23 protein-coding genes are annotated in these 25,001 nt (G+C 73.6%); 16 read left to right on the top strand and 7 right to left on the bottom strand.

The genetic code is table 11. The annotated features are described in order from the left end of the window. The first annotated feature begins 10 nt into the window (after nt 1–10). Genes ACFVU9_RS01030 through ACFVU9_RS01020 form a run of 3 tightly spaced genes read left to right on the top strand, consistent with a single transcriptional unit; the run spans nt 11 to nt 5,172 of the window. Entirely contained in the window at nt 11–955 is a 945-nt protein-coding gene (locus ACFVU9_RS01030) for an ABC transporter ATP-binding protein (RefSeq protein WP_387588687.1), read from the top strand. Next, nucleotides 952–2,310: an ABC transporter permease gene (locus tag ACFVU9_RS01025; RefSeq protein ID WP_387588685.1), complete on the top strand. Its 1,359-nt coding sequence runs from the start codon at nt 952–954 to the stop codon at nt 2,308–2,310. The genes ACFVU9_RS01030 and ACFVU9_RS01025 overlap by 4 nt, the downstream gene beginning before the upstream one ends. Before the next feature lie 57 nt (nt 2,311–2,367). Further along, a complete protein-coding gene (locus ACFVU9_RS01020) occupies nt 2,368–5,172 on the top strand; it encodes a bifunctional YncE family protein/alkaline phosphatase family protein (protein WP_387588683.1) in 2,805 nt (934 codons plus the stop codon). A 29-nt stretch (nt 5,173–5,201) separates the two neighbouring features. On the opposite strand, the gene ACFVU9_RS01015 is transcribed toward ACFVU9_RS01020, so the two are convergent. Beyond that, nucleotides 5,202–6,644 carry an aldehyde dehydrogenase gene (locus ACFVU9_RS01015; protein ID WP_387588681.1) on the bottom strand — a complete coding sequence of 481 codons (1,443 nt, stop codon included), beginning with the start codon at nt 6,642–6,644 and terminating at the stop codon, nt 5,202–5,204. Between the two features lie 283 nt (nt 6,645–6,927). On the opposite strand from ACFVU9_RS01015, the gene ACFVU9_RS01010 reads away from it, so the two are divergent. Beyond that, entirely contained in the window at nt 6,928–7,359 is a 432-nt protein-coding gene (locus ACFVU9_RS01010; protein WP_380503459.1) for an Ohr family peroxiredoxin, read from the top strand. 108 nt (nt 7,360–7,467) lie between these two features. Here the strand turns inward: ACFVU9_RS01010 and ACFVU9_RS01005 are convergent, their stop codons facing one another. Next, nucleotides 7,468–8,016, bottom strand: coding sequence for a CGNR zinc finger domain-containing protein (locus ACFVU9_RS01005; protein ID WP_380448257.1), 549 nt, complete (start codon nt 8,014–8,016; stop codon nt 7,468–7,470). A gap of 237 nt (nt 8,017–8,253) precedes the next feature. Here ACFVU9_RS01005 and ACFVU9_RS01000 point away from each other — a divergent pair, with 237 nt between their 5' ends. After that, complete coding sequence (locus ACFVU9_RS01000; protein ID WP_387588678.1) at nt 8,254–9,309, top strand: alpha/beta fold hydrolase; 1,056 nt, start codon at nt 8,254–8,256, stop codon at nt 9,307–9,309. Between the two features lie 73 nt (nt 9,310–9,382). On the opposite strand, the gene ACFVU9_RS00995 is transcribed toward ACFVU9_RS01000, so the two are convergent. After that, on the bottom strand, nt 9,383–10,987 hold the full coding sequence (locus ACFVU9_RS00995; RefSeq protein ID WP_387588676.1) for a tannase/feruloyl esterase family alpha/beta hydrolase: 1,605 nt from the start codon (nt 10,985–10,987) through the stop codon (nt 9,383–9,385). A gap of 365 nt (nt 10,988–11,352) precedes the next feature. Here ACFVU9_RS00995 and ACFVU9_RS00990 point away from each other — a divergent pair, with 365 nt between their 5' ends. Both ACFVU9_RS00990 and ACFVU9_RS00985 read left to right on the top strand, forming a co-directional pair. Further along, nucleotides 11,353–12,987 carry an ABC-F family ATP-binding cassette domain-containing protein gene (locus ACFVU9_RS00990; RefSeq protein ID WP_387588674.1) on the top strand — a complete coding sequence of 545 codons (1,635 nt, stop codon included), beginning with the start codon at nt 11,353–11,355 and terminating at the stop codon, nt 12,985–12,987. Nucleotides 12,988–13,149: 162 nt separating this feature from the next. Continuing rightward, a complete protein-coding gene (locus ACFVU9_RS00985; RefSeq protein ID WP_380448265.1) occupies nt 13,150–13,812 on the top strand; it encodes a hypothetical protein in 663 nt (220 codons plus the stop codon). A 155-nt stretch (nt 13,813–13,967) separates the two neighbouring features. Here ACFVU9_RS00985 and ACFVU9_RS00980 read toward each other — a convergent pair whose 3' ends face one another. The 3 genes from ACFVU9_RS00980 to ACFVU9_RS00970 form a co-directional block, all read right to left on the bottom strand. Next, a complete protein-coding gene (locus ACFVU9_RS00980) occupies nt 13,968–14,294 on the bottom strand; it encodes a hypothetical protein (protein WP_380448267.1) in 327 nt (108 codons plus the stop codon). Nucleotides 14,295–14,381: 87 nt separating this feature from the next. Further along, on the bottom strand, nt 14,382–15,758 hold the full coding sequence (locus ACFVU9_RS00975; RefSeq protein WP_380503440.1) for a DUF4331 domain-containing protein: 1,377 nt from the start codon (nt 15,756–15,758) through the stop codon (nt 14,382–14,384). A gap of 112 nt (nt 15,759–15,870) precedes the next feature. Further along, nucleotides 15,871–16,197 carry a hypothetical protein gene (locus tag ACFVU9_RS00970; RefSeq protein ID WP_387588671.1) on the bottom strand — a complete coding sequence of 109 codons (327 nt, stop codon included), beginning with the start codon at nt 16,195–16,197 and terminating at the stop codon, nt 15,871–15,873. A gap of 602 nt (nt 16,198–16,799) precedes the next feature. On the opposite strand from ACFVU9_RS00970, the gene ACFVU9_RS00965 reads away from it, so the two are divergent. The 7 genes from ACFVU9_RS00965 (at nt 16,800) to ACFVU9_RS00935 (ending at nt 22,678) form a co-directional block, all read left to right on the top strand. Next, on the top strand, nt 16,800–17,531 hold the full coding sequence (locus tag ACFVU9_RS00965; RefSeq protein WP_380493896.1) for a response regulator transcription factor: 732 nt from the start codon (nt 16,800–16,802) through the stop codon (nt 17,529–17,531). Between the two features lie 17 nt (nt 17,532–17,548). Further along, nucleotides 17,549–19,063: a sensor histidine kinase gene (locus ACFVU9_RS00960; RefSeq protein WP_387588669.1), complete on the top strand. Its 1,515-nt coding sequence runs from the start codon at nt 17,549–17,551 to the stop codon at nt 19,061–19,063. A gap of 132 nt (nt 19,064–19,195) precedes the next feature. After that, nucleotides 19,196–19,633 (top strand): hypothetical protein, encoded by a 438-nt coding sequence (locus ACFVU9_RS00955; RefSeq protein ID WP_387588667.1) that lies wholly within the window; start codon nt 19,196–19,198, stop codon nt 19,631–19,633. An 11-nt stretch (nt 19,634–19,644) separates the two neighbouring features. After that, a complete protein-coding gene (locus ACFVU9_RS00950) occupies nt 19,645–19,986 on the top strand; it encodes a hypothetical protein (RefSeq protein WP_387588665.1) in 342 nt (113 codons plus the stop codon). A gap of 265 nt (nt 19,987–20,251) precedes the next feature. Further along, the gene (locus ACFVU9_RS00945) at nt 20,252–20,905 is read left to right on the top strand and encodes a serine aminopeptidase domain-containing protein (RefSeq protein WP_380503427.1); all 654 of its coding nucleotides are present in this window, start codon (nt 20,252–20,254) and stop codon (nt 20,903–20,905) included. Between the two features lie 157 nt (nt 20,906–21,062). Then, on the top strand, nt 21,063–21,569 hold the full coding sequence (locus ACFVU9_RS00940) for an SRPBCC family protein (protein WP_380503424.1): 507 nt from the start codon (nt 21,063–21,065) through the stop codon (nt 21,567–21,569). 77 nt (nt 21,570–21,646) lie between these two features. Next, entirely contained in the window at nt 21,647–22,678 is a 1,032-nt protein-coding gene (locus ACFVU9_RS00935; RefSeq protein ID WP_387588662.1) for a sulfotransferase, read from the top strand. A gap of 100 nt (nt 22,679–22,778) precedes the next feature. Here the strand turns inward: ACFVU9_RS00935 and ACFVU9_RS00930 are convergent, their stop codons facing one another. Further along, complete coding sequence (locus ACFVU9_RS00930) at nt 22,779–23,213, bottom strand: hypothetical protein (protein ID WP_380503418.1); 435 nt, start codon at nt 23,211–23,213, stop codon at nt 22,779–22,781. Nucleotides 23,214–23,544: 331 nt separating this feature from the next. Here ACFVU9_RS00930 and ACFVU9_RS00925 point away from each other — a divergent pair, with 331 nt between their 5' ends. After that, nucleotides 23,545–23,967, top strand: a complete 423-nt coding sequence (locus ACFVU9_RS00925; RefSeq protein ID WP_380448557.1) for a BlaI/MecI/CopY family transcriptional regulator — start codon at nt 23,545–23,547, stop codon at nt 23,965–23,967. Beyond that, nucleotides 23,964–24,914: a M48 family metalloprotease gene (locus ACFVU9_RS00920; RefSeq protein WP_387588660.1), complete on the top strand. Its 951-nt coding sequence runs from the start codon at nt 23,964–23,966 to the stop codon at nt 24,912–24,914. Before ACFVU9_RS00925 ends, ACFVU9_RS00920 begins: the two co-directional genes overlap by 4 nt. The last annotated feature ends 87 nt before the right edge of the window (nt 24,915–25,001 follow it).

The following is a 25,001-nucleotide window of genomic DNA, read 5'->3' as shown; positions in this document are numbered from 1 at the left end:
AGAAGGGGCCATGAACGACAGACAACATGCCGTACGGGCACGCGGATTGACGAAGCACTTCGGTGACGTCGTGGCGCTCGACGGGGTCGGGCTCGACCTGGCGGCCGGGCGGATCCACGGGCTGGCCGGGCCGAACGGGGCCGGGAAGACGACGCTGCTCGGGCTGCTGCTGGGCCTGGCCGTCGCCGACGGGGGCGAGTTGGAGGTGCTGGGCAGACCCGTCGGACGGGCCCTCGCCGCACCGCCCGGCGTCGCCGGGTTCGTCGACGGCCCCGGCCTCTACCCGTCCCTCACCGCCCGCCGGAACCTGGCCGCCCTCGCGGCCCTGACCGGCCAGGACGCCCGCACCGGCCGCATCGACGGGGCCCTGGCCGAGGTCGGGCTGAGCGACGTCGCGGACGACCGCGTGCGCGGGTTCTCCCTCGGCATGCGCCAGCGCCTCGGACTGGCCGCCGCGCTGCTCACGGACCCGCGCCTGCTGGTGCTCGACGAGCCGTCCAACGGCCTCGACCCGGCGGGCAAGCAGCACGTGCACCGGGCGCTGCGCCGCCTCGCGGACGACGGCGTGACCGTCGTGCTCTCCAGCCACCGCATGGACGACCTGGAGGCGCTCTGCGACGAGGTCACGATCCTCGCGACGGGCCGGGTCCGCTTCTCCGGCCCGCTGGAGAAGCTCGCGGCCGACAGCCCCGAGCTCGACTACCGCCTGCTCACGTCCGATCCGTCGGCCGCCCGGGCCGTGGCCGCCGAGACCCCGGGCATCAGGGCCGTCACCGGGACCGGGCCCCGGCGCGCGGCCGGGACGCTCGTCGTGCGCGCTTCGGCGCCGGCCGTCGAGCAGTTCGTGGGTGCCCTGGTGCACGCGGGCATCGGGGTGCGGGAAGTCGCTCCCGTGGTCCCGCCGCTGGAGGCCGCGTTCCTCGCCCTGACCGACCAGCAGGAGGGCGCCCGATGAGCACCGCACTCGCATCCCCGAAGGCGGCCCCCGGAACGCGGCCGGTACCGGTCGCCCGGGTGTACCGCTTCGAGGTCGTCAAGCTCGTCTCCCAGTGGCGGATCCGCCTGCTGGTGCTGGCCTGCTGGACGCTGCCCGGCCTGTTCGTCGCCGCCGTGGCCCAGCAGGGCACGCTGCCGTCCGACACGCTGTTCGGCCGCTGGATGCACGCCACCGGCTGGGCCGGGCCCCTTGTGGTGCTGGGCTTCGCCGGCTCCTGGGCCCTGCCCCTCCTCACCTCCGTGGTCGCGGGCGACGTCTTCGCCGCCGAGGACCGCCTCGGCACCTGGCGCCACCTGCTGGTCGCGATCCGCTCCCCGCGGCGGATCTTCGCGGCCAAGGCGCTGGCGAGCGGCACCGTGATCGTGCTGCTGGTGGCCGGGCTGATGGCGTCCGCGACGGCCGGCGGGCTGGCGGCGGTCGGGAACCGGCCGCTGGTCGGCGTCGACGGGCACCAGCTGCCGCCGTCCGACGCGGCCGGCGGCGTCCTGCTCGCGTGGACCTGCGCACTGGCACCGACCCTGGCGCTGGCCGCGATCGGGCTGCTCGGATCCGTCCTCCTCGGCCGCTCGCCGATGGGCCTGCTCGTCCCCGCGCTGACCGCGGTCGCGATGCAGCTCGCGCAGATGCTGCCGCTGCCGGTGGCGCTGCGCCTCGCGCTGCCCGGCTACGCCTTCGTCTCGTGGAACGGGCTGTTCGCCGACCCGGCGCAGCTCGACGAGCTGCTGATCTCGGTCGCGGTCAGCCTGGTGTGGGCCGTGGTGGCGACCGCCGCGGCCTACCGGCTGTTCGTGCGGCGCGACTTCACCAACGGCAGCGAGGACGGCGCGGAGCGCCGCGCGCTCACCTCCGGCGTCCTGCCGCTGGCCGGGCTGCTCGCGCTGACGTTCGGCGCGGTGGCCGTGGCCGCGCCGTCGACGGGCTCGGGGATCACCCAGGCGAAGGTGCAGCAGTCGGTGTCGACCGTGTTCGCGCACCTGTACCGGCTGCAGACCGAACAGCTGCACCGCCCCGCCGTCACCGAGGAGCAGCTGCGGGTCACGGCGGCCTGCGACCGCGGGGACGGCCACGTCGACCCGGAGGGCCCCGGCAACGACTGGCGCTGCGTCGTCACCTGGCACCTGCCGGGCGTGGCCGCGCCGGGCACGGCGGTCTACCAGCTCGACGTCGCCTCGGACGGCCGGCTGATGGCCGACGGCGACGGGCCGAAGGAGGTCAACGGCTACTTCCTGGTGCAGACCCCGGACGGGGACGCGCCGAACCCGCTGTGGCAGTTCGACGGGCAGCTCCCGCTGCTCTCCTCCTCACCCCACTGAACGCACCGCACACGCACCTCGCCCCCAACCAGTCCCACTCACCGAAGGAATGACGCCATGCAGGTAACGCGTCGTCGTCGCGTCCCGAGAGAACACCCCGCCCTTCTCGGCCGGCGCATGGGCCGCCGTGCCACGCTCGCCACGGCGTGCATCACGGCGGTGGCCGTGGCCACGGGCACGGCTTTCGCGACCACCCACCAGTTCGGCACCGACCAGGTCGGCCAGGTCACGGCCAACGGCCAGGTGATCTCCAGCGACCAGTACATCGCCCCCTACGGCACCCGGTCGGTCGTCAACGACGGCAAGATCATGGGCTCCCGGGTCAGCCCGGACGGCGCCCACCTGGCCGCGGCGCTCGCCGACGGCGGCGCGTCGCTGGTCATCGTCGACCTCAAGACCGGGCAGGTGCAGCAGCGCGTCGGCACCGCGAAGGCGGACGACCTGCACCTGAGCGACGGCTCGGTCGGCCAGGAGGCCCCGGCCTACTCGCCGGACGGCAAGCAGCTGTGGCTGGGCCAGCTCGACGGCTACACCCGCTTCACCGTGAACGCCGACGGCACCCTGGCCAACCCGGTGAAGGTCGCGATCCCGGCCGACGGCGCCAAGCACGCGCTCGCCTCCGGCGCGGTGTTCTCCGCCGACGGCTCGACGGTCTACGCGGCCGTCAACGGCCAGAACCGGGTGGTCGCGATCGACGCGGCGAGCGGCACCGTCAAGCAGAGCTGGACGGTGGGCAACGCGCCGCGCGGCATCGCCCAGGTCGGCCACAAGCTGTACGTCGGCAACGAGGGCGGCCGCCCGGCCACCGAGGACGACGACACGCTCAACTCCTACGGCACGCAGGTGCCGGCCGACCAGGACACCGGCGCCACGACCTCCGGCACCGTCAGCGTGATCGACCTCGGGGACGCCTCCGCCGCCGTCGGCTCCATCGACGTCGGCCTGCACCCGACGGCGCTGTACGCCAAGAACGGCGTGCTGTTCGTCGCCGACACCGGCTCGGACACGGTGTCGGTCGTCGACACCGCGCACGACCGGGTCGTGCAGACCGTCTCCACCAAGCCGTGGCCGGAGGCCTCGGTCGGCTACGAGCCCACCGCGGTGACGCTCACCGACGACGGCCGCCTGCTGGTCACCCTGGGCCGCGCCGACGCGGTGGCCGTCTACCGGTTCACCGGTGCGCAGGAGCCGGTGAGCTACGTCGGCCTGCTGCCCACCGACTACTTCCCGGCCGAGATCACCACGGTCGGCTCGAAGGTCGTCGTCTCCAACACCCGCGGCATCGACGCCCGCCGCCCCAACGCCACCGGCGCGCACAACACCCACGACACGACGTCGAGCATCACGCAGTTCACGCTGCCGGGCGACCGCGAGATCCGGGACCAGACCGCCAAGGTCTTCCAGCAGAACGGCTGGACCGACGGCGCGGTCCGGACGGCCGACCACAAGAAGGCCAAGCCGGTACCGGTGCCCGCGCGGATCGGCGACCCGTCGCCGATCAAGCACGTCTTCATGATCGTCAAGGAGAACCGCACCTACGACCAGCTCTTCGGCGACATCGCCAAGGGCAACGGCGACCCGAAGCTCGCGCAGTTCGGCGCCAACGTCACCCCGAACCAGCACGCGCTGGCCCAGCAGTTCGGGCTCTACGACAACACCTACGACATCGGCACCAACTCCGCCGAGGGCCACAACTGGCTGATGCAGGCGGACAACCCGGAGTACACCGAGTCCTCGGCCGGCGAGTACCAGCGCAGCTACGACACCGAGGACGACGCCCTCGGCCACCAGCGCTCGGGCTTCCTGTGGACCGGCGCGCAGGCCGCCGGGACGGACGTGCGCGACTTCGGCGAGTTCCACCAGTTCCTGACCAAGCCCGACGGCGCGAGCTGGCAGAACCTGTACTGCGACGCGAAGACGATGGACGCGACCGGGCAGGACACCGCCTACCCGCTCAACTCCTCGTCGCCGATCCCCTCGCTCAACGACGTGTCGGTGCCCGGCTTCCCGAAGTTCGACCTCGACGTGCCGGACCAGTACCGGTACCAGATCTGGAAGCAGGACTTCGAGCAGAACGGCCCGGCCGGCCTCAACATGCTGTGGCTGTCCAGCGACCACACCGGCGGCCCGGCGGGTCCGGCCGCGCAGGTCGCCGACAACGACCTCGCGGTGGGGAAGATCGTCGACGAGATCTCGCACAGCGAGTACTGGAAGGACTCCGCGATCTTCGTGGTCGAGGACGACTCCCAGGCCGGCCTCGACCACGTCGACGGCCACCGCGCCCCGATCCAGGTCATCAGCCCCTGGGCGCAGCACGGCACCGTCGACAGCCGCTACTACTCGCAGATCACCATGGTCCGCACCATCGAGCAGATCCTCGGGATCCACCCGATGAACCAGAAGGACAGCGCGGCCAGCCCGATGACCACGGCCTTCACCGACAAGCCGGACTTCACGCCGTTCACCGCGGTGCCCAACCGGACGTCGCTGACCGACGGTCTGAAGACGCCCCCGTCCTGCGGCGTCGACGTGCCCGGCGCGGTCCAGGACCGCGCGGCCGCCCCGGCCCCGACCACGGTCGCGCCGCCGGCGGCGGAGCAGGGCGTCGCGGCGCAGTGGGACGCCTGGAAGTCGAAGCAGCGCCTCACCGGCCCGAACGCCGCGCCGGACCGCGCGAACCCGGCACAGATGAACCACCTGACCTGGTACCAGACGCACAACTGGACGGCCCCGTACCCGGGCGAGTCCGAGATCCACGCCCCGAACGACGTCCCCGGCGCCTACATCCCGTCCGCCGGCACACGCCCTCGGTCATCTGACCGCCACGCCCGGGCGCTTGCGAAGACATCCGGACTGCCCTGACCCCCGGCCCCGCCCCGGCAATCCGTCGGTCAGACGGTGATCGTCTTGTACTCGGTGTAGGTGCCGAGCCCGACGGCCCCGTACTCGCGGCCGATGCCACTGGCCTTGAACCCGCCGAACGGGCCGTCGAAGCCGACGGACGCGCCGTTGACGGTGACCGTCCCGGTGCGGATGCGGCGGGCCACGGCGAGCGCGTGCTCCTCGCTGGCGGACCAGACACCGCCGGACAGGCCGTACTCGGAGTCGTTGGCGATGCGGACGGCGTCGTCCTCGTCGTCGTAGGGGATGACGACCAGCACCGGCCCGAAGATCTCCTCCTGCGCGATGCGCATGGAGTTGTCGACGTCCGCGAAGAGCGTCGGGGTGACGTAGTTCCCGCGCTCCAGCCCCTCGGGGACCTGCGGGCCGCCGGTGACGAGCCGGGCGCCCTCCTCGACGCCGAGGGCGATGTAGCGCCGGACCTGCTCCTGCTGGTCGCGCCGGATCATCGGCCCGACGAACGTGTCCGGGTCACCCGGGTCGCCCACCTTCAGGGACTCGATCACGTCCTTGAGCCCCGCCACGACCTCGTCGTAGCGCTCTCGCGGGGCGAGGATCCGGGTCTGCGCGATGCAGGACTCGCCGTTGTTGAGCAGGGAGGAGAACTTCAGCCCGTGAACCGCCGTCGCGATGTCCGCGTCGGGCAGGATCACCGCCGCCGACTTGCCGCCCAGTTCGAGGCTCACCCGCTTCAGCTGCTCGCCCGCGATCGCGGCGATGCGCCGGCCGGCCCGGGTCGAGCCGGTGAAGGCGATCTTGTCGACCCCGGGGTGGGAGACCAGGTGCTCGCTCGTCTCGCGGTCGGCGGGCAGGACGCTCACCACACCCCCGGGCAGGCCCGCCCGGTCGAGCAGCTCGGCGAGGAACCCCATGCTGAGCGAGTTCTCCGGACAGACCTTCAGGACCACCGAATTGCCCGCCAGCAGGGCCGGGATGAGCTTCGACGTCGCCGAGGAGAACGGCGAGTTCCACGGAATGACCGCGGCCACGACCCCGACCGCCTCGCGCCGCACGACGCTGCGCACCGGCGAGGCCGGGTCGGACGGGACCAGCGTCTCCTCCCAGCCGAACTCCTCCGCCGCCTTCAGGTAGGCGTTGGCCTGCCGGGTCAGCCCCGGCTGTCCGGCCCGGGTGAACCAGCCCGCCGAACCGTTCTCGGCTGCGATCAGCTCGGCGATCCGGTCGGCGTTCTCCTCCCGCAGCGCGTTGAAGCGCCGCAGCACCGCCACGCGCGCCGGCGGCGGGGTCTCCCGCCAGACGCCCTCGTCGAACGAGGCCCGGGCCGCGGCCACCGCCCGGTCCACGTCCGCCGGCCCGGCCTGCGCGGCCCGGCCGAGCAGCCTCCCGTCGTGCGGGGAGCGGATGTCCAGCAGCCCGGCCCGGCTCGGCTCGGTCCAGGCACCCGCGATGTAGAGCCGGTCGTACGTCAGCATGTTCCGCTTCCTCGTCCCTTGAGCGTGTCGTGGTCTCCGGACGAGTCTGATGCGTCATCAAATAACCTGTCAAGACAGTTACTCCTGAAGCAGCAGGCGGCACCGGGATACGCCGAATTCCAGCCGCACAACACCGAAATGTTCTGCATTCCAGCCAGATCAGCGGACAGGCTCCTTGACAGCCATCCCGGCCGGCGCGAATAGTCGTCACCAGTCAGACCGGTTACCGCAAGGGCGGTCCGCCGGACCGAAGAGCAAGAGAAGAGCGAGAGGAGACACGGCCATGGCAGTCAGCTACACCGGTGTGGTCACCGTGACCGGCGAGGGCCGCAACGGCGGGCAGGTCGTCGCCGACGACGGCAGCCTCACCACGGCGCTCGCCATCCCGAAGGAGTTCGGCGGCGCCGGCGGCGCGACCAACCCGGAGCAGCTGTTCGCGGCCGGCTGGGGCGCGTGCTTCCTGGGCGCCGTCCGCCGCGCGGCCGGCGAGCGCAAGGTCCGGCTGACGAGCACCGCCATCAGGGTCGAGGCGACCCTCACCCACGGCGACGACGGCGAGTTCGGCCTCGGCGCGGTCCTCGACCTCGAACTCGGCGGCGTGGACCAGGAGACGGCCGACGAACTGGCCGCCGCGGCCCACCGGCTGTGCCCCTACTCCAAGGCGACGCGCGGCAACATACCGGTCACCGTCACCGCGACCGCCGTCGCCGGCTGACGCCACCACAGACCCCGCCCGGGCCCGACTCCCCCGACGGGCCCGGGCGGACGCATGTCCCCGAGCGGTGACCACACGCCCCGCGGGGGTCCCGCTACAGAGCGGCCGTCAGCTCCCGGCGCCGCCGTGCTGACGCGCCCGGTAGGTCGCGGCCTTGACCCGGTTCCCGCACGTCCGCATGGCGCACCACTCGCGCCGGTAGCCGCGCGAGCGGTCGAGGTAGACCTGGGTGCACTCGGGCCGGGCGCACTCGCGCAGCAGCGCCGCGTCGTCGCCGCCGAGGATCTCGACGGCCTCGCGGGCGAGCGCGGCCAGCCCCTGTGCCACGGACCCGGTCCTGGTGGCGCCCGAGGGGTGCAGGCGCAGCGTCACCGGCAGTCCCGCCGCGTGCCGGTTCACCTCGGCGATCGCCCGGGTCGGCATCGGCTGCCCGTCGAGCCGGGAGGCGACGAGCGCGTAGACCGCCTCGCGCAGGTCCACGGCGATGTCGAGGTCCGTGGCATCGGCGCCGGGCACGGTGTCGAACATCCCCGACTCGACGAACCAGGCGTCGAGTTGACCGGGCGTGGCCAGCTTCTCCACCGGCACCTCGTTGCGCCGCGCGCGGTAGGTGCCGACGAAGTCGAGGGGCAGGGTCCCACAGGGGAAGGCATGCATCACGTCACCATACTGACCAGTGACCGCTGGATGCGCAATGCCCGTGCCCCGGCCCCGGCCGTTGCCCCGGCCGCACCTTCATCACTGGCCAGACCGGTCACGACGTACGACGGCCCCTCGACACCGACCGTCAAGTGACCGATGTGACGCACGAAAGCGGAGCGGAAGAGTGACCCGCGCTCCGGACAGCCGCCTCCCCACCAGGGGACGCGTCCGCATCTCCCCGAGAGGAACCACATGATCGACAGGCGCAGTTTCACCAAGGCCGTCGGCCTCGGCGCCGGGGCGGCCGCCGCCTCGCTCACCGGCCTGCAGGGCATCGCCGGTGCGGCGCCCGCCTCCGGCCCGGCCCCCGTCGTGCCGGACGTCGTCCCCGGCACGCACACCTCCTTCCCCGTCCTGAAGCAGGTCACCGCCGGCGTGCTCGACGTCGGCTACGCCGAACTCGGGCCCGCCGACGGGCCGGTGGTCCTGTTGCTGCACGGCTGGCCGTACGACATCCACAGCTACGTCGACGCGGCACCGCTCCTCGCCGACCTCGGCTACCGCGTGCTCGTCCCCTACCTCCGCGGCCACGGCACGACGCGCTTCCTGTCGTCCCGCACCCCCCGCAACGGCCAGCAGGCGGCCATCGCCCGCGACACCATCGCCTTCATGGACGCCCTCCGGATCGACCGCGCGGTCGTCGCCGGCTTCGACTGGGGCTCGCGCACCGGCGCCGTCATGGCGGCCCTGTGGCCCGAGCGGGTCAAGGCCCTGGTGCCGGTGAGCGGCTACCTCATCACCAACCGCGAGGCCCAGACGAAGCCGCTCGCGCCGGGCGCCGAGCGCACCTGGTGGTACCAGTTCTACTTCGCGACCGAGCGCGGCAAGGCCGCCATGCAGGACCGCACCCACCGGCGCGACCTGACCCGGTTCGTCTGGCAGACGGTCTCCCCGACGTGGCGCTTCGACGACGCCACCTTCGACCGCACCGCGGCCGCCTTCGACAACCCCGACTACGCGGCGATCGTCATCCACAACTACCGCTGGCGGCTGAGCATCGTCGAGGGCGAGCACCGCTACGACCACGACGAACACCTGCTGGCCCGCAGGCCCGCCATCGCCGTACCGACCATCACCATGGACCCGGTCCTGGACCCGTTCACCGCCACCCCCGCCGACGGCTCCACGTACCGGGACATGTTCACCGGGCCCTACGAGCACCGCACCCTGACGGACGTGGGCCACAACCTCCCCCAGGAAGCCCCCACCCGCTTCGCCCAGGCCGTCGTCGACGTCGACCGGTTCTGACGACCGGGCACCACGCACCCCGGCCCGCACCCATCGGTGGGTGCGGGCCGGGGTGCGTCGCGCGGCGCCGGGGTCAGTCGCGGGTCGCCGGGGTGCAGCGGAAGCTGGTCGGGGCGGCCGGGTCGCCGTGGCCGTCGTAGCGGGAGACCTGCGGGTAGGGGCAGAGGTCGCGCTTCACCTGCCGGCCGGAGGCCGTCCCGAGGGTCGCCGGGAGCGTCTGCGGGGCCTTGCCCTGCTCGACCCAGGCGGTCAGGGCGCCGAGGTCGTCGGTGCGCCCGGTGAGGCCGCAGTGGGCCGTGCCGGGGGCGAGGAAGAGGCGGTAGAAGTCGTCGACCTCCTCCGGGCCGCCCATCTCCCGCTCGACCTGCTCGCGGTAGCGCACCGTGCCGTCGGCCGGGATGAACTCGTCCGCGAGCCCGTGCCAGGTGAGCAGCTTGCCGCCGGCGTCGCGGAAGGCGGAGAGGTCCGGGTCGGCCGTCCCGATGACATCGCCGTACTCGGCCACCGACTGCCGGAACAGCCGCGCCAGGTCGCCGGAGGCGAGGGACGCGACCTGGAAGGACGAGTCCTTCTTCAGCCACGTCCCCACCCACGCCGCCGGCACCGGGAACGGCGCGCCGACGCGGTTGCCCGCGGCGTCGACCGTGCTGCCCGCGAGGCCGCTCAGGTCGGCGCCGACCGGGACGCCCGGCCAGAGTTTGCGGCCCGACGGCGTGCGCGGCCCGTCCCAGATCCGCCGCACCACCTCGGCGTCCGCCTCGCTGATGGTCACCTGCCTGCCCTCGCACTCCACGGTGGTGCCGATGAGCCGCCGCGGGTTGAACCCGCACTCGTCGGGTTTGCCGACGAGCCCGTCCACCGCCCCGTCGAGCCCGTCGCAGGCCCGGACGGCGGCGTCCGTGAACGCCTTGAACTCGCACGCCGTCGGGTAGGTCTTCGCCTCGTTCATCACCACCTGCGGCCACAGCGTGGCGACTTCGAACCGCGTCCAGTCGATGGCGGGCGCGTTGGCGAGGATCCCGTTGTAGTCCTCGGGATACCTCTGGGCCTCCGCGTAGCCCTGACGGCCGCCGGTGGAACAGCCGTTGAAGTACGCGTAGGAGGCGGCGCGCCCGTAGTGGCCGGCGATGACGGCCTTGGCGACGACCGCCGCCTCGTGCTCGGACCGGGACGCGAAGTTCTCCAGCAGCGCCTTGTCGACCTGCCCCGAGCCGTCGAGCGCCCACTTGGTGTCGACGTACGAGCCGACGCCGGCGTCGGTCGTGGCGGCGGCGTAGCCGCTCTTGACGACGGCCGCGAGGTTGGCGCCGTAGTCGCCGGCGGCGTAGGCGAGTCCGCCGACGGTCTGCAAGCGGCCGTTCCAGTTCTGCTGGGGCAGCCAGACCCGCACCTTGGCGTGGTCGCCCTGGCCGGGGTGGGTGAGCGTGACGGTGACGTCGCAGAACGCCGGGACGTCGGGGATGTGCGCGTCGGACAGCGGGAACACCGCGGGCACGTCGACGGTGCCGGCGGCATGGGCGACGGCGGTGACGCCCTCCACCCGGGTCCCTGGCGGGGCCTGCACGGCGGGGGCGACGCAGCTGTACGGGGTGCGGGTGTCCGCGATGGCGCTCGGCGCGTAGAGCGCGGCGGCGAGGGGCACGGCCGCCGCGAGGGCTGCCAGGAGTCGTCGGTTCATGGGTGTTCCCGTCCTTGGGTGTGAGCCGTGGCCCCATCGGGCCGAAAAGTAACCGTTCTGAACGGTTATTATGCTGGCGGGTATCCGACGCTCCGTCAAGACGCCCGGACCGCACCGCACCGTCCGAAATCCGGAGGCCGCCGCCACCCCGAACTGGTACGGTGACGAACGACGAACCCTCGTGACCGACGCGTGGAGCAGACATGGCAGGCGACGACGACATCTCCGGGTGAATCCCGGACCAGAAGGCCGTAGCGGGTGCGTGGCACCCAGCGCTTCGGCCCGATGCGTCGCGCCCAGCGCCCCTGTCCCCCTGTCTTTTCGGGCCGGACGTGCCTCCGCCCGCTCACTCCCAGGTCGCCTTCATGTCCTCTGCCTCGATCGTCTGCTCCCACCTGTCCTTCTCCTGGCCGGACGACACCCCCGTCTTCCGCGACCTCTCCTTCGCCGTCGGCACCGGCCGCACCGGCCTCGTCGCCCCCAACGGCTCGGGCAAGTCCACGCTGCTCAAGCTGGTCGCCGGGCAACTGCGGCCCGCCGGGGGCACGGTGGCGACGGCCGACACGGTCGCGTACCTCCCCCAGGACCTGCCGCTGACGGCGGGCCTCACGGTCGCCGAGGTGCTCGGCGTCGCCGCGGTGATCCGCGCCATCGACGCGGTGGAGTCCGGCGACGTCGCCGAGGAGCACTTCACGGCCATCGGCGACGACTGGGACATCGAGGAGCGCAGTCTCGCCCAGCTCGACCGCCTCGGCCTCGCGGGCCTCCACCTGGACCGGCCGCTGGGCACGCTCAGCGGCGGCCAGGTCGTGCGACTCGGCCTCGCCGCCCAACTGCTGCGCCGCCCGGACGTGTTGCTGCTCGACGAACCGACGAACAACCTCGACCTCGGCGCCCGGCAGCACCTCCACGACGCGCTGGACGACTTCTCCGGCTGCCTGCTGCTGGTCAGCCACGACCGCGCCCTGCTCGACCGGATGGACCGCATCGCCGAACTGGACTCACATGAACTCCGGCTGTACGGCGGCGATTTCACCGCCTACGAGGAGGCCGTGCAGGCCGAGCGCGAGGTCGCGGAGAAGAACGTCCGCAGCGCCGAGCAGGAGCTCAAGCGCGAGAAGCGCGAACTGCAGCAGGCCCGCGAACGCGCCGAGCGCCGCGCCGGCAACGCGGCCCGCACCCTCAAGAGCGCCGGCCTGCCCCGCATCTTCGCCGGGAACATGAAGCGCGGCGCCCAGGAGTCCGCGGGCCGCTCCGGACAGGTGCACGCGGCCCGCGTCGACGAGGCCAAGTCCCGTCTGGACCAGGCGGAACGCGCCATGCGCGACGACCAGCGCCTCACCCTGGACCTCACCGGCACCCGGGTGCCCGCCGGGCGCGACCTCTTCATCGGCGCACACCTGCAAGTGCTGCGCGACGGCACGCCCTTGTTCACCGGCGGCGGCGTCGGCCTGAGCGTCCGGGGCCCGGAGCGGATCGCCCTCCTCGGCCCCAACGGAGCCGGGAAGACCACCCTGCTGCGCCTGCTCGCCGGGGACCTCGCCCCGGACGAGGGCCGGGTGAAGCGCGCCGACGGCCGCGTCGCCTACCTCTCCCAGCGCCTGGACCTCCTCGACCCGGACCTCACCGTCGCGCAGAACTTCGCCGCGGCCGCCCCGGAGCGGCCGGAGGCCGAGCGGATGAACCTCCTCGCCCGCTTCCTCTTCCGGGGCGCCCGGGCCCACCTGCCGGTGCGCGCGCTCTCCGGCGGCGAGCGTCTGCGCGCCACCCTGGCCTGCGTGTTGTGCGCCGAGCCCGCGCCGCACCTGCTGCTGCTCGACGAACCGACCAACAACCTCGACCTCATCAGCGTCGGGCAGCTCGAAGGCGCGCTCGACTCCTACCAGGGGGCGTTCCTCGTGGTGAGCCACGACGAGCGGTTCCTCGCCGGGATCGGGGTCGACCGCTGGCTGCGGCTGGCGGACGGGGTCCTGGAGGAGACGGGCCCTCCCGTGATCTGACGTTCCGTCAAGGAGCCCGGCGGCTGACACGTGTGTTCTCCCGCGCGCTACCACGTGCGCGAACGTCACCTGGCTGAAGGGTTATTTCACCTTCGACGCCGTGCGCGGGCCCTCGACACGGGTACCATGCGCAACAACGTCCACAGGCAGGAGTGACCGGTCGTGACCAGCCAATCAGCCGCCTCGCTCCGATCGCGGTACGCCGTACAGGCCGCGTCGGATCTCGCGGGGAACCGCCGCCGGCAGCAGGAGCTCGCCGACGAACTCACCAAGCTCCAGCAGGAGGAGGCGCTCCTCGTCGACATCATGTCGGTGGCCGAGCGCTACAGCGACGACACCGGGCCCGCTCCCGTCCAGGAGCAGGCCCAGGAGCCGACGCCCGCCCCGGAGCCGGCCCGCACCCAGGACGAGCCGGCCCCCGCCGACGCGTCCGCCGACACACCCACCGAGGCACCCGCCGAAGCGCCCGCCGCGAAGGCGCCGCGCCGCAAGAGGGCGCCGCGCACCCCGTCACCGCGGGCCGGCTCCACGGCCGCCCCCACGGTCAAGGCGGCCGCCAAGTCCCGCCGCGTCGCGAAGGTCCCGTCGCAGCGCCCGCTGCTGGGCGACGTCCTGACGCACCTGCTCGCCGGCCACGGCGAGCCCCGCACCGCCAAGGAACTGCGCGACGAGTTCCTGGTGGCGCACCCGGACCGCGAGCCCACCCCGCAGGTCGTGCGCAACGCCCTCGGCGCGCTCGTCGCGAAGGGCCGCATCGAGCGCCGCAAGGACCAGCGGTCGGTGATGTACAGCCTCGTCGAGGACGGCGGCACCCCGGCCGGCTGACCCCCTCGGGGAACACCAGCGGGGCGGCCCGGGAACCGACCACGTCGGTCTCCCGGGCCGCCCGCCGCCGTCCGGGGCGCGGGCCCGCGCCGGCTGTGCAGCGCATCGACCGCGCCGTCGCATGTTCTCGACCGCCTCCGGTGGCGGCCGACGGCCTACGACCAGTGGTGCTCGGTGACTTCGCCGCCGCGGACGGCCAGGGTGGTGTCCGGAGTGTCCGCGGTGCGCCAGACCGTGTAGTCGCCCTCGGGCAGCGGTGAGATGACGGCGCAGTGGGTGGTGTGCCCGGCGAGGTGGCGCGGGCGGACGGCCGCGTGGGTGCGGGCGGTGTCGTCGCCGGTGGGGCTGACCTCGATCTCCAGGCCGTCCTCGGCCGGGCCGGTGTGGATGATCAGGGCGCCGAGGTGGCCGCCGATCTCCAGGACGACGCTGCCCTCGCGGGAAGGGGCGGGCAGTGGCGCGTGGGTGTGCTGCTGGGTCATGGGCTCGTTCTCCCTCGCCTGTCCGGGTGTGTGGGCCGCGACCGTGCCGCAGTGCGCCGGGGCGCCCGCACCGCGGCACGTGCCGGGTCAGCTGGACGGGTTGCTGTAGCCGTCGTAGGGCAGCCCCAGGTAGGGGAAGGCGGTGAGGTAGGGGTTCTTGACGTCGGCGGGGGTGAGACCGTCGGTGATCGCGCTGGTGGCCGCGTCGGGGGTGAAGGACGGGTCGACCAGCGGCAGGGTCAGGCCGGCCACGGCCCGCAGTTCGACGGTGACGACGTCGTCGAAGACGCGGCGACCGTTGGGGAAGCCGGCCGCGTCGCCGCCGACCAGACCGAGGATGTTGGGGCTGGTGGCCGGAGGGACGGCGACGTTCAGGCGCAGCATGTCGGCCTGGGTGTCACCGGTGTAGTTCTGGAAGCCGGGGACGACCCCACTGGGGATGCCGGTGAGCAGGATGGCGAGCAGGTCGGCGCGGGGCTTGGTGTAGGCGGCGAGGCGGGGGAAGACGCCCGGGTACAGGACCGGGAGGAGCCTGGCCAGTTCGGGGGCGGCGACGTACTGGGCGAAGTTCTTGTCGTCGGCCGGCGGCTGGGAGTTCCAGAGGTCCTTCTTCCCCATGGGGACGATGACCTCGTTGAACAGCGGGTTGCCCAGCCGGGAGACCTGGACGAAGGGGCCGGACTCGGTGTCGTGCCCGGCGGGGTCGATGATGCGGGCCCGACGGCGGCTCGCGGTGGTCCAGACCCCGATGGTGGCGTGCGGGTCCATCACGTCGGCGGGCTTGCGTCCGCCCCGCGTCAGGTCGGTGATCGGGACCTGGAGGGCGATGCTGTGGACGTTGAGCGCCTTGGTCGTGTTCACGCCCGGGGCGGCCTGGGTGAACGCGGGCATGACGTGCAGCTGCTGGAAGGGGCGCAGCGTGCCGAGGTCGAAGATCGAGCCGAGGTCGACGTAGAAGCCCTCGGCGCGCTGGCCGGCGAAGACCGTGCGCCCGCCGTCGAGCCGGTGGGCGGCCGCCCCCGCGAGCGAGGCGTAGTCGGGGGTGGAGAGCGGACCGATGTTGCACGGCGGGCAGGTGAGGTTCTCGCCGAGGACGCGCCTGCGCTCGCCGGCCTCGACGCGGGTGACGGAGTAGGTCTGGCGGCGGTTCCAGTTCGGCGAGTCGAGCGAGGTGATCGGCCCGGTGTTGTAGAGGAAGGAGTCGGGGTTGCGGACCTCGACCTCGAAGCGGAACTCGTAGGTGACGTCGGGGCGGCCGTCGTTGTCGTTGTCGATGTGGATCGCGTAGAGGACGTCGTCGCCGAACTCGTAGAAGTTGGGCCCGCCGGCCGGTCCCTGGAGGGGGAGGTAGTTGGCGATCAGGGTGACGGTGTCGCAGTTGTCGGGGCTGACGAAGGCGTAGACGTCGGTGCTGTCGGCGACCGGGTCCTTGGAGATCTCGGGGGCTTCGCGGTGGGAGGACACAGGAACCTCGCTGCTGGTGGGTGTGCGGGCGGGGGGAGATAGCCGGCCGGCCCTGCTGGGAGCGGTTGCCGGGGCCGGCCGGCGCCGAGGGGTCGGCCGGGCGAGGGGTCGGTCAGGCGAGGGCGCGGGCGAGTGCCGCGGCCAACTGCGGGTCCTGGATGCGCTGGTGGCGTTCGCCCCGGTACACGTCGAGGTGTCCGGAGCGGAGGTCGCGCACGTGCACGATCATCGGCTCGTCGTGGTCGGGCACCGTCGCGCCGCTCGGCTGCCCGGCGGGTGCGGCGTCGGCGGCGGCGTCCGGGGCAGCGGTGGCCGAGCCGGCGCCGGTGACCAGGGTCGCGGCGAGGCCGGCCGCGCCGACGGCCGCGGCCTGGCGCATCAGGTGGCGGCGCGACAGGCCCTCGGGCGGCGTGTCGGCCGCGGGGGTTTCCAGGGACATGGATTCTCCTGCGAGTTGGTGTGGACGGAGAAGGAAGGGCCGCCGGCTCGGCCTGATCTGCCGCCCACCCCGGTCGGGGAACCGGTCTCGGCGACGCGCAGAGTAGGAATGGACGATGGAAGTGACGGCCATGGCCCCAGGCACTCCCGGGCGGTCACCGGGAAGTGAAGTGGTCCTGGAATGCCAGGGTCAAGGCGGCACGCGAGCGCACCCGACCGCTTCCCACCCGGGCGGAGCAGCCGCGCCGCAGACCGGCGTCCAACGGCTCACCCGCCCGAGTGAAAAGGGAAGTTGAGCCCTCCGGGACCCATCCCGCAGCCACCCGGGCACGAAGACGGTGCGTGATGACGTTCCCGGCCGGTCGAGTACCTGCCCGCGCTTCCGATGGACCGACGGACCGAACCCTGCGACGGCGCCGAGACCGCCCCGGGCGTTGCCGGGTGCAGCTTCACGGGGCGATCCCTGCACCCCCTGCCACGGGAGCGTGAGAACCGGGGACGCCGTGGGCCCCGCAGGGCGCGGGACTTCGATGAGAAAGCTCTCATCAGCCCGTGGCACTGTGGACGCCCCGGCGGCGGCCGGAAGGGAGCGAGGAGAACCCGATGGCGGTCGGTGACGGCACCGGGACGGTGCTGGTGGTGGACGACGACGACACGATCCGCAGGTCGCTGGAACGCGGCCTGCGGCTCGGCGGGTTCACGGTGCGGACCGCGGACGGCGGACGGGCGGCGCTGCGCCTGGTGGCCACCGAACCGCCGGACGTGCTGGTCCTCGACGTCTCGATGCCCGACGTGGACGGCACCGAGGTCTGCCGCCGGCTGCGCGACCAGGGCGTCGACACGCCCGTGCTGATGCTCTCCGCGCTGGACGAGCTCGCCGACCGGGTGGCCGGCCTGCAGGCGGGCGCCGACGACTACCTGGTCAAGCCGTTCGCGCTGGAGGAGCTGGTGCTGCGCCTGCACGCCCTGCTGCGCCGCCGGCCTCAGGCCGGCGCGTACGGCGGGCCCGCCGTGCCGGGCGGAGAGGTCCTCCGGTTCGGGCCGTTGGAGATCGAGCCCGCCGCTCGCGAGGTCCGCCGGGACGGACAGCCGCTGCGGCTGACCCGCCGCGAGTTCGAGCTGCTGGAGTACCTGGCCCGCAACGCCGGACTGGTGCTGACCCGCGACCAGTTGCTCGAACGGGTCTGGGGCTACGACTTCGAGGTCCGCACCGATGCCGTCGACACGTTCGTCAGCTACCTGCGCCGCAAACTGGAGGACGGCGGCCGGCCCCGGCTGATCCACACGGTGCGGGGCGTCGGCTTCGTGCTGCGGATGCCGGAGGCACACCCGTGAGCACCGGAGAGCAGCCCGTGACCGGCACTGCCCCCGCCCGGCGCTCGATGAGCCTCGCCACCCGGATCGCGACCGGCGCGGCCCTGCTCGTCCCGCTGCTCGTGCTGGGCACCGGCGCGCTGCTGCTCGGCCTGGTCACCCACGACCTGCGCTCCCAGCAGGACACCCGGCTGCGCGACCGCGCCGCCGCCGTGCTGCCCGCCACCAGGGCACTGCTGAGCGCCACCCGGCAGGACCGGCCCCGGGTCGAGCAGAACCAGCGCCGCAACCTGCTCGACGACGCGCTGGACGTCGGCATCCGGGTGGCGGACGCGAACGGAGACCGGATCACCGAGGGCGGCCCGGTGCCGGGCCCGGCCGCGGTGCTCCCGCAGCCCGCCCCCACGAGCCCCGGCGTCCTGGTCACCGTGCGGGCGCAGGGCCGCGCCTGGCGGGTGCTGGCCCGTCCGGTGACCGGCGCCGACCCCGGCACGCTCTGGGTCACCGCACCGGTATCGGCGACGAACCCGCAGGTGGACGTGGTGCGCGGGCGGATCCTGTGGGCCGCCGTCCTGGCCGCGCCGACCTCCGGCCTGCTCGCCTACGCGCTCGCCCGGCGCGCCACCGCGCCGCTCAGCCGCCTGGGCCGGCGGGCCGCCGCGCTCGACCCGCGCGCCGGCGCCGGCGGGTTCACCCACCGGCGCAGCGGGATCCGCGAGGTGGACGAGCTCGCACTCGCGCTGGAGAGCGCGCTCGCCCGGTACGACCACCAGGTCGCCCGGACCGGCCAGGCCCTGGAAACCGCCCGCTCGTTCTCCGCCGCCGCCTCGCACGAACTGCGCACACCGCTGATGAGCCTGCAGACCAATCTGGACGTGCTCGACGCGCACCCGGACCTGCCGGCGGCGGACCGCGCGGACATCCTGTCCGACCTCCGCGACGACCACCGGCGGCTGCTCGACCTGCTCACCGCCCTGCGCACGCTGGCCCGTGGTGACCTGGTCGAGGAGGAGGCGTTCGCGGTGATCGACCCGGCCGAACCGGCCGCGGCCGCCGTCGCCGAGCTGCGCCGGCGGCGGCCGGAGGTGACCGTCGACACGACCGGCCCCGGCCTCACCGGAGCGGACGTCGGCGGACTGCGGGTGCACGGGTGGGAGGCCGGACTGCGGATCGTCTGCGACAACCTGCTGGCCAACGCGGCCGTGCACGGACACCGGCCCGGGGAGCCGGCCCGGATCGCGCTCGGACTGCGCCGGGAGGCCGGGCAGGCGGTGCTGACCGTGGACGACGACGGTCCTGGCATCCCGGCGCAGGACCGGGCGGCGGTCTTCGACCGCTTCCACCGAGGACGCAACAGCCCCGGTTCGGGGCTGGGGCTGACCCTGGTCGCCCAGCAGGTGGCCTTGCACCGGGGCACCGTCACGGTCACCGAGCCGCCCGGCGGCACCGGCTGCCGCGTCGAGGTCCGGCTGCCCCTGGTCGGCCAGGACGCCCCGACGCTGCCCCTGCCGGCCCGCCGCGACTGGATCCGCGCCACCACTGCGGGCCGCTGAGGCTCCTCGGGGCGCCGAACCGGTCGGCCGGCTCACAAGGAATCCACAAAGAGGCCCTCTACCGTCCTGCTCAGCCGGAGCGCCCGACGCTCCGGCCGGACCTGCCACCCGTGGCAACTGGAGGACTTCGCCATGCACACCCACCGTAAGGCGGCCGCAGCGATCGGCGCTCTCGCTCTCGGCACCACCCTCATCGCCCTCGCCGGACCGGCCCAGGCCGACGCCCCCGGCGCCACCCCGGTGGCCTCCTCGACGCCGAAGGTGCTCCCGACGCCCGAGGGCGACGGTGCGAAGGGCGTCTGCAAGCGGCTGCCGAAGGCCGAGCAGCGGGTCGAGAAGGCGCTGGACCGCCTGAACGGCCCGGTCACCGAGGCCGGCTCGATCGCCCGCCTGACACAGCGGGTGAACAACGCCAAGGCCGCCGGCCACACCGCGGTCTACAACGACCTCAACGACCGGCTGACGTACCGCAAGAGCCTGGTACCCACGCTGACCCAGCGGCAGAGCGACCTGAACGCCGTGGCCGGCTGGTGCTCCTCGCAGGGCCTCGGCACCCCGAACGCGCAGTGACCGTGCGCGCAGTGGCCGTGCGCACAGTGGCCGTGCGCGGCACGGCGTCCGCCCCGGTCGACGGCAGGTCGGTGGCCGCACCGGTACCGGTCGGCCGGCTGTCGCGGCGGGCCGCCGCAATGACGGCCGCCCTGCTCGCCGCGCTCGCCCTGACGGCGTGCGGCGCGAACGGGAGCACCACGGGGAAGGGCGGCGCACCTGCCCCCGGCGCACCGTCCGCGGGCGCCGGCGGATCGGCGGCGAGCGGCGACCAGCTCGGCCGGATGCGACAGGAGGTGGACGCCGCCGACAGCGCCGCCGCCGCTGCCGAATCGGACGCCGCCAAGGACGCCCAGGACACCGCAACCCCCTGATCCACGAGCGCTCCGGCTGTTCCCCGTCAACGCACGGGGAACAGCCGAGCCACGGCCCCGACGCGTCGCTCACCAGCCGAAGGCGCCCGGCCCACCCCTGAACGGGCCGGTGATCTCCGGCGAGACCGGTGCCTTCGCGGGGCCCGACCGGCGGTAGCCGCAAGCCCGAGCCCGTCGACCACCATCGCTTCCCGAGAGCCATCCGCGCCGCCTGGCGCTACGAATACCCGGTGTACCGCGCACCCGGAAGCGAACGGAAGGACCCATGCCGCGCCCGTGCGAGCACCTGCGGATCCACCAGCGGCCCGCCATGCCCGACGCCGGGGTGCTCCTGCTGCCGGGCGGCCGCTCGGACGGCCTCGCGCCGCCTCGCCGCACGAACCTCCCGGCCCTGCGCATGCTCCTGTTCGCCAGAGCCCTGCGCCGCCCCCTCCCCCGTGCCGTCGTCGCGTCCGTCCGCTACCGCCACCGCGGCTGGAACGGGTCCCGCGCCGATCCCGTGGCCGACGCACAGGCCGCGATGGACGCGCTCGAAACACTCGCTCCGGACGCTCCGCTGCTGCTGGTCGGCCACTCCATGGGAGCCAGGGCCGCCGTGGCGGCGGCCGGCCGTCCTCCGGTCGTCGGGGTCGTCGCGCTGGCCCCGTGGTGCCCGCCAGGAGATCCGGTGGACCAGCTGAAGGGCCGGCGGGTGCTCCTCCTGCACGACCGGTCCGACCGCGTCACCTCGGCCGCCCTGGCATGGGAGTTCGCCCGCCGGGCTGCCGACGCGGGGGCCGTCGTCGAGGCCGTCCCCATGGCCCGGGGCGGTCACACGATGCTGCGCGGCGCAGGCGAATGGCACCGGCTGACCGCGGAGTTCGCGTCCGCGGTCCTGGACGTCACCGAGAACGCCTACCCGGCGCAGGACGCCGACTAGCGAGACCGGCCGGATCTGCTCCCCCGGGCGACGCGGCTCCAAGCCCGTTCCGTCGACGACAGCGACGGCACGCGGCCGGCGCTGTGACCCGGCGCACCTTGACGCGGGGAGCCCGCGCGCGGTGCGATGCCCGGAACACCCATGGGAGGAACTCCGCATGACCAGTGCCGGCCCCGAATCCGTCTCCGTCCGGACGGAGATCGCCGCCACGCCGGACATCGTCTGGGCCGCAGTCGCCGATGTGACGCGCATGGGCGAGTGGAGCCCCGAGTGCACCGGTGCCGCGTGGCGCGGCAGCCCGGCCGCTCCGGTGCCGGGCGCGCGCTTCCAGGGGCACAACCGCAAGGGCGGCATCCGCTGGAACACCGTCTGCCGGGTCGTCGAGGCCGAGCCGGGGCGCGTCTTCGCCTGGGACGTCGACTTCGGGCCGATCGCGGTCGCCCGCTGGGGATTCCGGCTCACCCGGAGCGAGGCGGACGGCGGCGTGACGGTGGTGGAGCAGTTCTGGCAGGACCGCCGCAACCGGGTCAGCGCCTGGACGACGGAGACCGTGCTGCGCACCGGTGACCGCGCGGAGTGGAACCGCCGGAACATGACGGTGACGCTCGCCGCGCTGAAGCGCTCGCTGGAGGCCGGCCCGACGGCAAGCGGAACGGACCGCTGAGGCCACCGCCCGAGCCGATGGCACCCTTTCGTCTCAAGTACCGCTACGGTTGGACCACTTCACCGGAAGGGGAGAGCGTGCGCCCGTTGACCTTCATCGTTGGGACAGGGCGCAGCGGGTCGACCGCGCTGTCGCGTGTTCTCAACGTCCACCCCGACGTGCTCAGCCTCAACGAGTTGCTCGCGTCCGTCGGCGCCGAGGGGATTCCGGAACGGCCGCTGTCGGGCACGGAGTTCTGGCAGGTGCTCGCGGACCCGAACCCGGTCTTCGAGAAGATGATCCGCTCGGGCATCCCGCTGCCGGAGTTCCTCTACACGCGGCGGCCCGGGCGGTACTCGGCCGGGGCTCCGGGGATCCCGGCGATCCTGCTGATGGTGCTGCCGCACGTGTCGGACCGTCCGGACGACCTGTTCGACGACCTCGGACGAACGGTCCGGCGGTGGCCCTCGCGCCCCGCGGCCGACCAGTACCGGGCGTTGTTCGGCGAGTTGGGCGACCGTTTCGGCCGTACGGCCGTGGTGGAACGGTCGGGGTACTCGACGGGGTGGATCCCCCGCCTGCGGACGCTCTTCCCCGAGGCCCGGTTCGTCCACCTGGTCCGCTCCGGCCCCGACTGTGCCCTGTCCATGAGCCGGCACCCCGGCTACCGGACGATCCTGCTCCTGCGCGAGATCCTCCGACGCTCCGGTGTCACCGGGTTCTTCGAGCTCACCGAGGAACACGTCCGGGCACTGCCGCCCGACCTCGCCCCGCTGCTCGGCGAACGGTTCGATCCGGCGCTGGTGCGGGACCGCGCCATCCCGCTCACCGCGTTCGGCGAGCTGTGGTCCCGCCTGGTCACGGAGGGCGTCGCCCACCTGGCGGCCGTGCCCCCGTCCATGCGGACCACCCTGGTCTACGAGGACCTGCTGGACGCCCCCGACCAGGAGCTGTCCCGCCTGGCCGAGTTCATCGGCGTGGACCCGGTCGCCGACTGGCTGACCACCGCGCGGAGCATGCTCGACGGCAGCCGCCGGGGCGCGTCCGGACGGCTGTCCCCCGAGGAGCGGCACGCGCTCCGGGATAGCTGCGCCGAAGGGCAGCTGTCCCTGGGGCTGCGCGCGGAGTGAGCTCGGGCCCGGCGCGGCCCGTCGGAGACACGGAAGCTGGCAAGACGGTGACCCAAGCGATCTCCATAGCCGGCCGTCCACATGGACGCCCAGGGCCTCCTCACAGCGCCGAGAGCCCCGCCTCCCGCAGGAAGCCGGTCGGGGCCGGCCGGAGCCTCACCGCGGGGTGCAGGTCCGGCTCCAGGGCGACCAGCACCTCGGCCGCCGGGTAGCCGAACAGGTCGACGTCCTGGAGGACCACCGGCACGGCGGAGGGCGCCGTCGGCGCGGAGTCGTGCCGCTGGACGTAGACGGACGCCAGCCCGTCGACGTCCCGCCCGGTGCGGCCCGACCGGTCGACGACGTCCCCGAAGGCGAGGAGCTCCAAGCCCTCGTAGCGGGCCGAGAAGGCCCAACCGGCCTGGCAGACCCAGTACTCGTGCACATCCGCCAGGGTCGCGACGGCCCACTGCGCCTCGCGCTCGGACATGCCGAACCGCAGCGCACCCGCCCCGCGGGGCAACACGAGACCGGTCTCCGGCAGCAGCTCGAACATCCCCCGATCCTGGCCCGGACTCCCCCGCCCGCGCAACGCGGTATCGGCAGGCACACCTACCCGAGCCTCACGGTCCTCAGCCTCAACCCCGGCGCGTAGCAGGCACCGAGAAGAACGACGCCCCCCACCGAACAGCTGCCGCTGGAGCGCCAAGCCGGCATCCGCCGCGAACAGGGCCAGGCCCCCCTGCGGTGGGCAGTCGCCCTCCCCGTAAAGTCAGCTGAGGCACACCTAAGCTACGCAAGCCGTCCCCCTTCTCCACACACCGGGCTCGGGCGGGCCGGTCGGCTCCCGGGATGTGCCGACCGGACGCATCGGAAGAGGGGGAGAGATGGCGAGGGACCGCCAGGAGGCCAGGCGCCCGCACGGGGAGCTCGTCGCGGACGTGATGGCGGTGCTGTGGGCGGCCGACGAGCCGCTGACCGCTCAGCAGGTCAAGGGCGCCCTGCGGCAGGACCTCGCCCGTACGACGGTGGCGACGATCCTGACCCGCCTGCACGAGAAGGGAACCCTGGCCCGCACCCGGCCGGGGCGGTCCTTCGCTTACGCGCCCGTCGCTGACGCCGCCGGTCTGGCGGCCGGCCGGATGCGCCGGGAGCTGGAGAAGGAGCCGCACCGGGACCTCGTGCTGAAGCGGTTCGTGTCCTCGCTCTCCGCCGACGACGGGGACGCCCTGCGTCGCTTCCTCCTCGAAGCGGAGACCGAACGGCCCCCGGCCCTGGAGGGCGCGGTGGAACCGGAGGGCGGGGCATGACACTTGTCCTGCTGATCGTCGCCCTCGCCGTCGCCCTCCCGTGGGCAGCGGTACCCGCGGCACGCCGCCTGGCCGGGCTGCTCCCTCCCCGCGAGGCCTCCTTCGCACTCACCGGAACGGCGGTGCTGCTCGCGGGTGGCACGGTCGCGGCGCTGATCAGCCTCTTCCACGTGCCGTTCCTCGCGGGGCTGGAGCGACTTCCGCTCGCCCGCGTGGTCGCGCAGTGGCCTGCGGTGGTGCCGGTCTCCTGCGTCGCCGGGGTGCTGCTCACCGCGCAGGTGGTCCGGGTTTCGCTGGCCGCGCGTCGGCATCGCGCGCTGCTGTCGCGCGCGTGGAGGCTGACCGGCGAGGGGACGGCAGACGGAGACCTCCTCGTCCTGCCGGGCGAGGAAGCGGAGGCCTTCGCCCTGCCCCGCCACCGCGGGCACGCCGGCCGCGTCGTCGTGACGGAGGGCATGCTCAGGGCCCTGCGACCGTCGGAGCGCGCGGTGCTGCTCGCGCACGAACGGGCCCATCTCAGCGGGCGGCACCATCTGCTCTCGGGCATCGCCGACCTCGCCGCCGCCGTGCATCCGGCCCTGGGGCGGCTGGGCAGCGCCCTGGAGTTCCAGCTGGAGCGGTGGGCGGACGAGGCCGCCGCCCGTGTGGTGGACGACCGGCGGACCGCCGCGACTGCCATCGCCCGTGCCGCACTGGCCGGCTCCGCCGCTCCCGGACGGCACGGCGAGGGTTTCCTCTCCGTGAGCACGGGACCGGTGCCCCGGCGAGTGGAAGCGCTCCTGGGCCCTGAGCCCGCCGGGCCGAAGGGGCGCGGGCCGCGCGCGGTCGCCGCCGCGCTCGTCACCGTGGTGCTGGTCTCGGCCCTGCCGGCGATGGGCCTCGCCTACAACCTGCACGAGCACGTGGAGCACGTGGCGGAGATGGTCACCGGCCGATCGCGGCAGTGACGACATCGATGTAGACCAACCATCGGAAGCGTGGGTATGGTGAGCCTCGACTTACCTCTTCGGCGCCCGGAGCGTCGCGCTCTTCCG

Source organism: Kitasatospora sp. NPDC057936, assembly GCF_042887525.1.
In the GTDB taxonomy this organism is placed as follows: Bacteria; Actinomycetota; Actinomycetes; order Streptomycetales; family Streptomycetaceae; genus Kitasatospora.
This window is presented reverse-complemented; position numbering and strand designations above follow the sequence as displayed.

Coding starts and splice junctions, on each gene's coding strand:
- ACFVU9_RS00925 (WP_380448557.1), top strand. CDS start 23,545: ATGGCGAGGGACCGCCAGGAGGCCAGGCGCCCGCACGGGGAGCTCGTC.
- ACFVU9_RS00995 (WP_387588676.1), bottom strand. CDS start 10,987: ATGAACCGACGACTCCTGGCAGCCCTCGCGGCGGCCGTGCCCCTCGCC.
- ACFVU9_RS01005 (WP_380448257.1), bottom strand. CDS start 8,016: ATGCATGCCTTCCCCTGTGGGACCCTGCCCCTCGACTTCGTCGGCACC.
- ACFVU9_RS00930 (WP_380503418.1), bottom strand. CDS start 23,213: ATGTTCGAGCTGCTGCCGGAGACCGGTCTCGTGTTGCCCCGCGGGGCG.
- ACFVU9_RS01015 (WP_387588681.1), bottom strand. CDS start 6,644: ATGCTGACGTACGACCGGCTCTACATCGCGGGTGCCTGGACCGAGCCG.
- ACFVU9_RS00990 (WP_387588674.1), top strand. CDS start 11,353: ATGTCCTCTGCCTCGATCGTCTGCTCCCACCTGTCCTTCTCCTGGCCG.
- ACFVU9_RS00980 (WP_380448267.1), bottom strand. CDS start 14,294: ATGACCCAGCAGCACACCCACGCGCCACTGCCCGCCCCTTCCCGCGAG.
- ACFVU9_RS00965 (WP_380493896.1), top strand. CDS start 16,800: ATGGCGGTCGGTGACGGCACCGGGACGGTGCTGGTGGTGGACGACGAC.
- ACFVU9_RS01010 (WP_380503459.1), top strand. CDS start 6,928: ATGGCAGTCAGCTACACCGGTGTGGTCACCGTGACCGGCGAGGGCCGC.
- ACFVU9_RS01025 (WP_387588685.1), top strand. CDS start 952: ATGAGCACCGCACTCGCATCCCCGAAGGCGGCCCCCGGAACGCGGCCG.
- ACFVU9_RS00945 (WP_380503427.1), top strand. CDS start 20,252: ATGCCGCGCCCGTGCGAGCACCTGCGGATCCACCAGCGGCCCGCCATG.
- ACFVU9_RS01020 (WP_387588683.1), top strand. CDS start 2,368: ATGCAGGTAACGCGTCGTCGTCGCGTCCCGAGAGAACACCCCGCCCTT.
- ACFVU9_RS00970 (WP_387588671.1), bottom strand. CDS start 16,197: ATGTCCCTGGAAACCCCCGCGGCCGACACGCCGCCCGAGGGCCTGTCG.
- ACFVU9_RS00920 (WP_387588660.1), top strand. CDS start 23,964: ATGACACTTGTCCTGCTGATCGTCGCCCTCGCCGTCGCCCTCCCGTGG.
- ACFVU9_RS00940 (WP_380503424.1), top strand. CDS start 21,063: ATGACCAGTGCCGGCCCCGAATCCGTCTCCGTCCGGACGGAGATCGCC.
- ACFVU9_RS01030 (WP_387588687.1), top strand. CDS start 11: ATGAACGACAGACAACATGCCGTACGGGCACGCGGATTGACGAAGCAC.
- ACFVU9_RS01000 (WP_387588678.1), top strand. CDS start 8,254: ATGATCGACAGGCGCAGTTTCACCAAGGCCGTCGGCCTCGGCGCCGGG.
- ACFVU9_RS00955 (WP_387588667.1), top strand. CDS start 19,196: ATGCACACCCACCGTAAGGCGGCCGCAGCGATCGGCGCTCTCGCTCTC.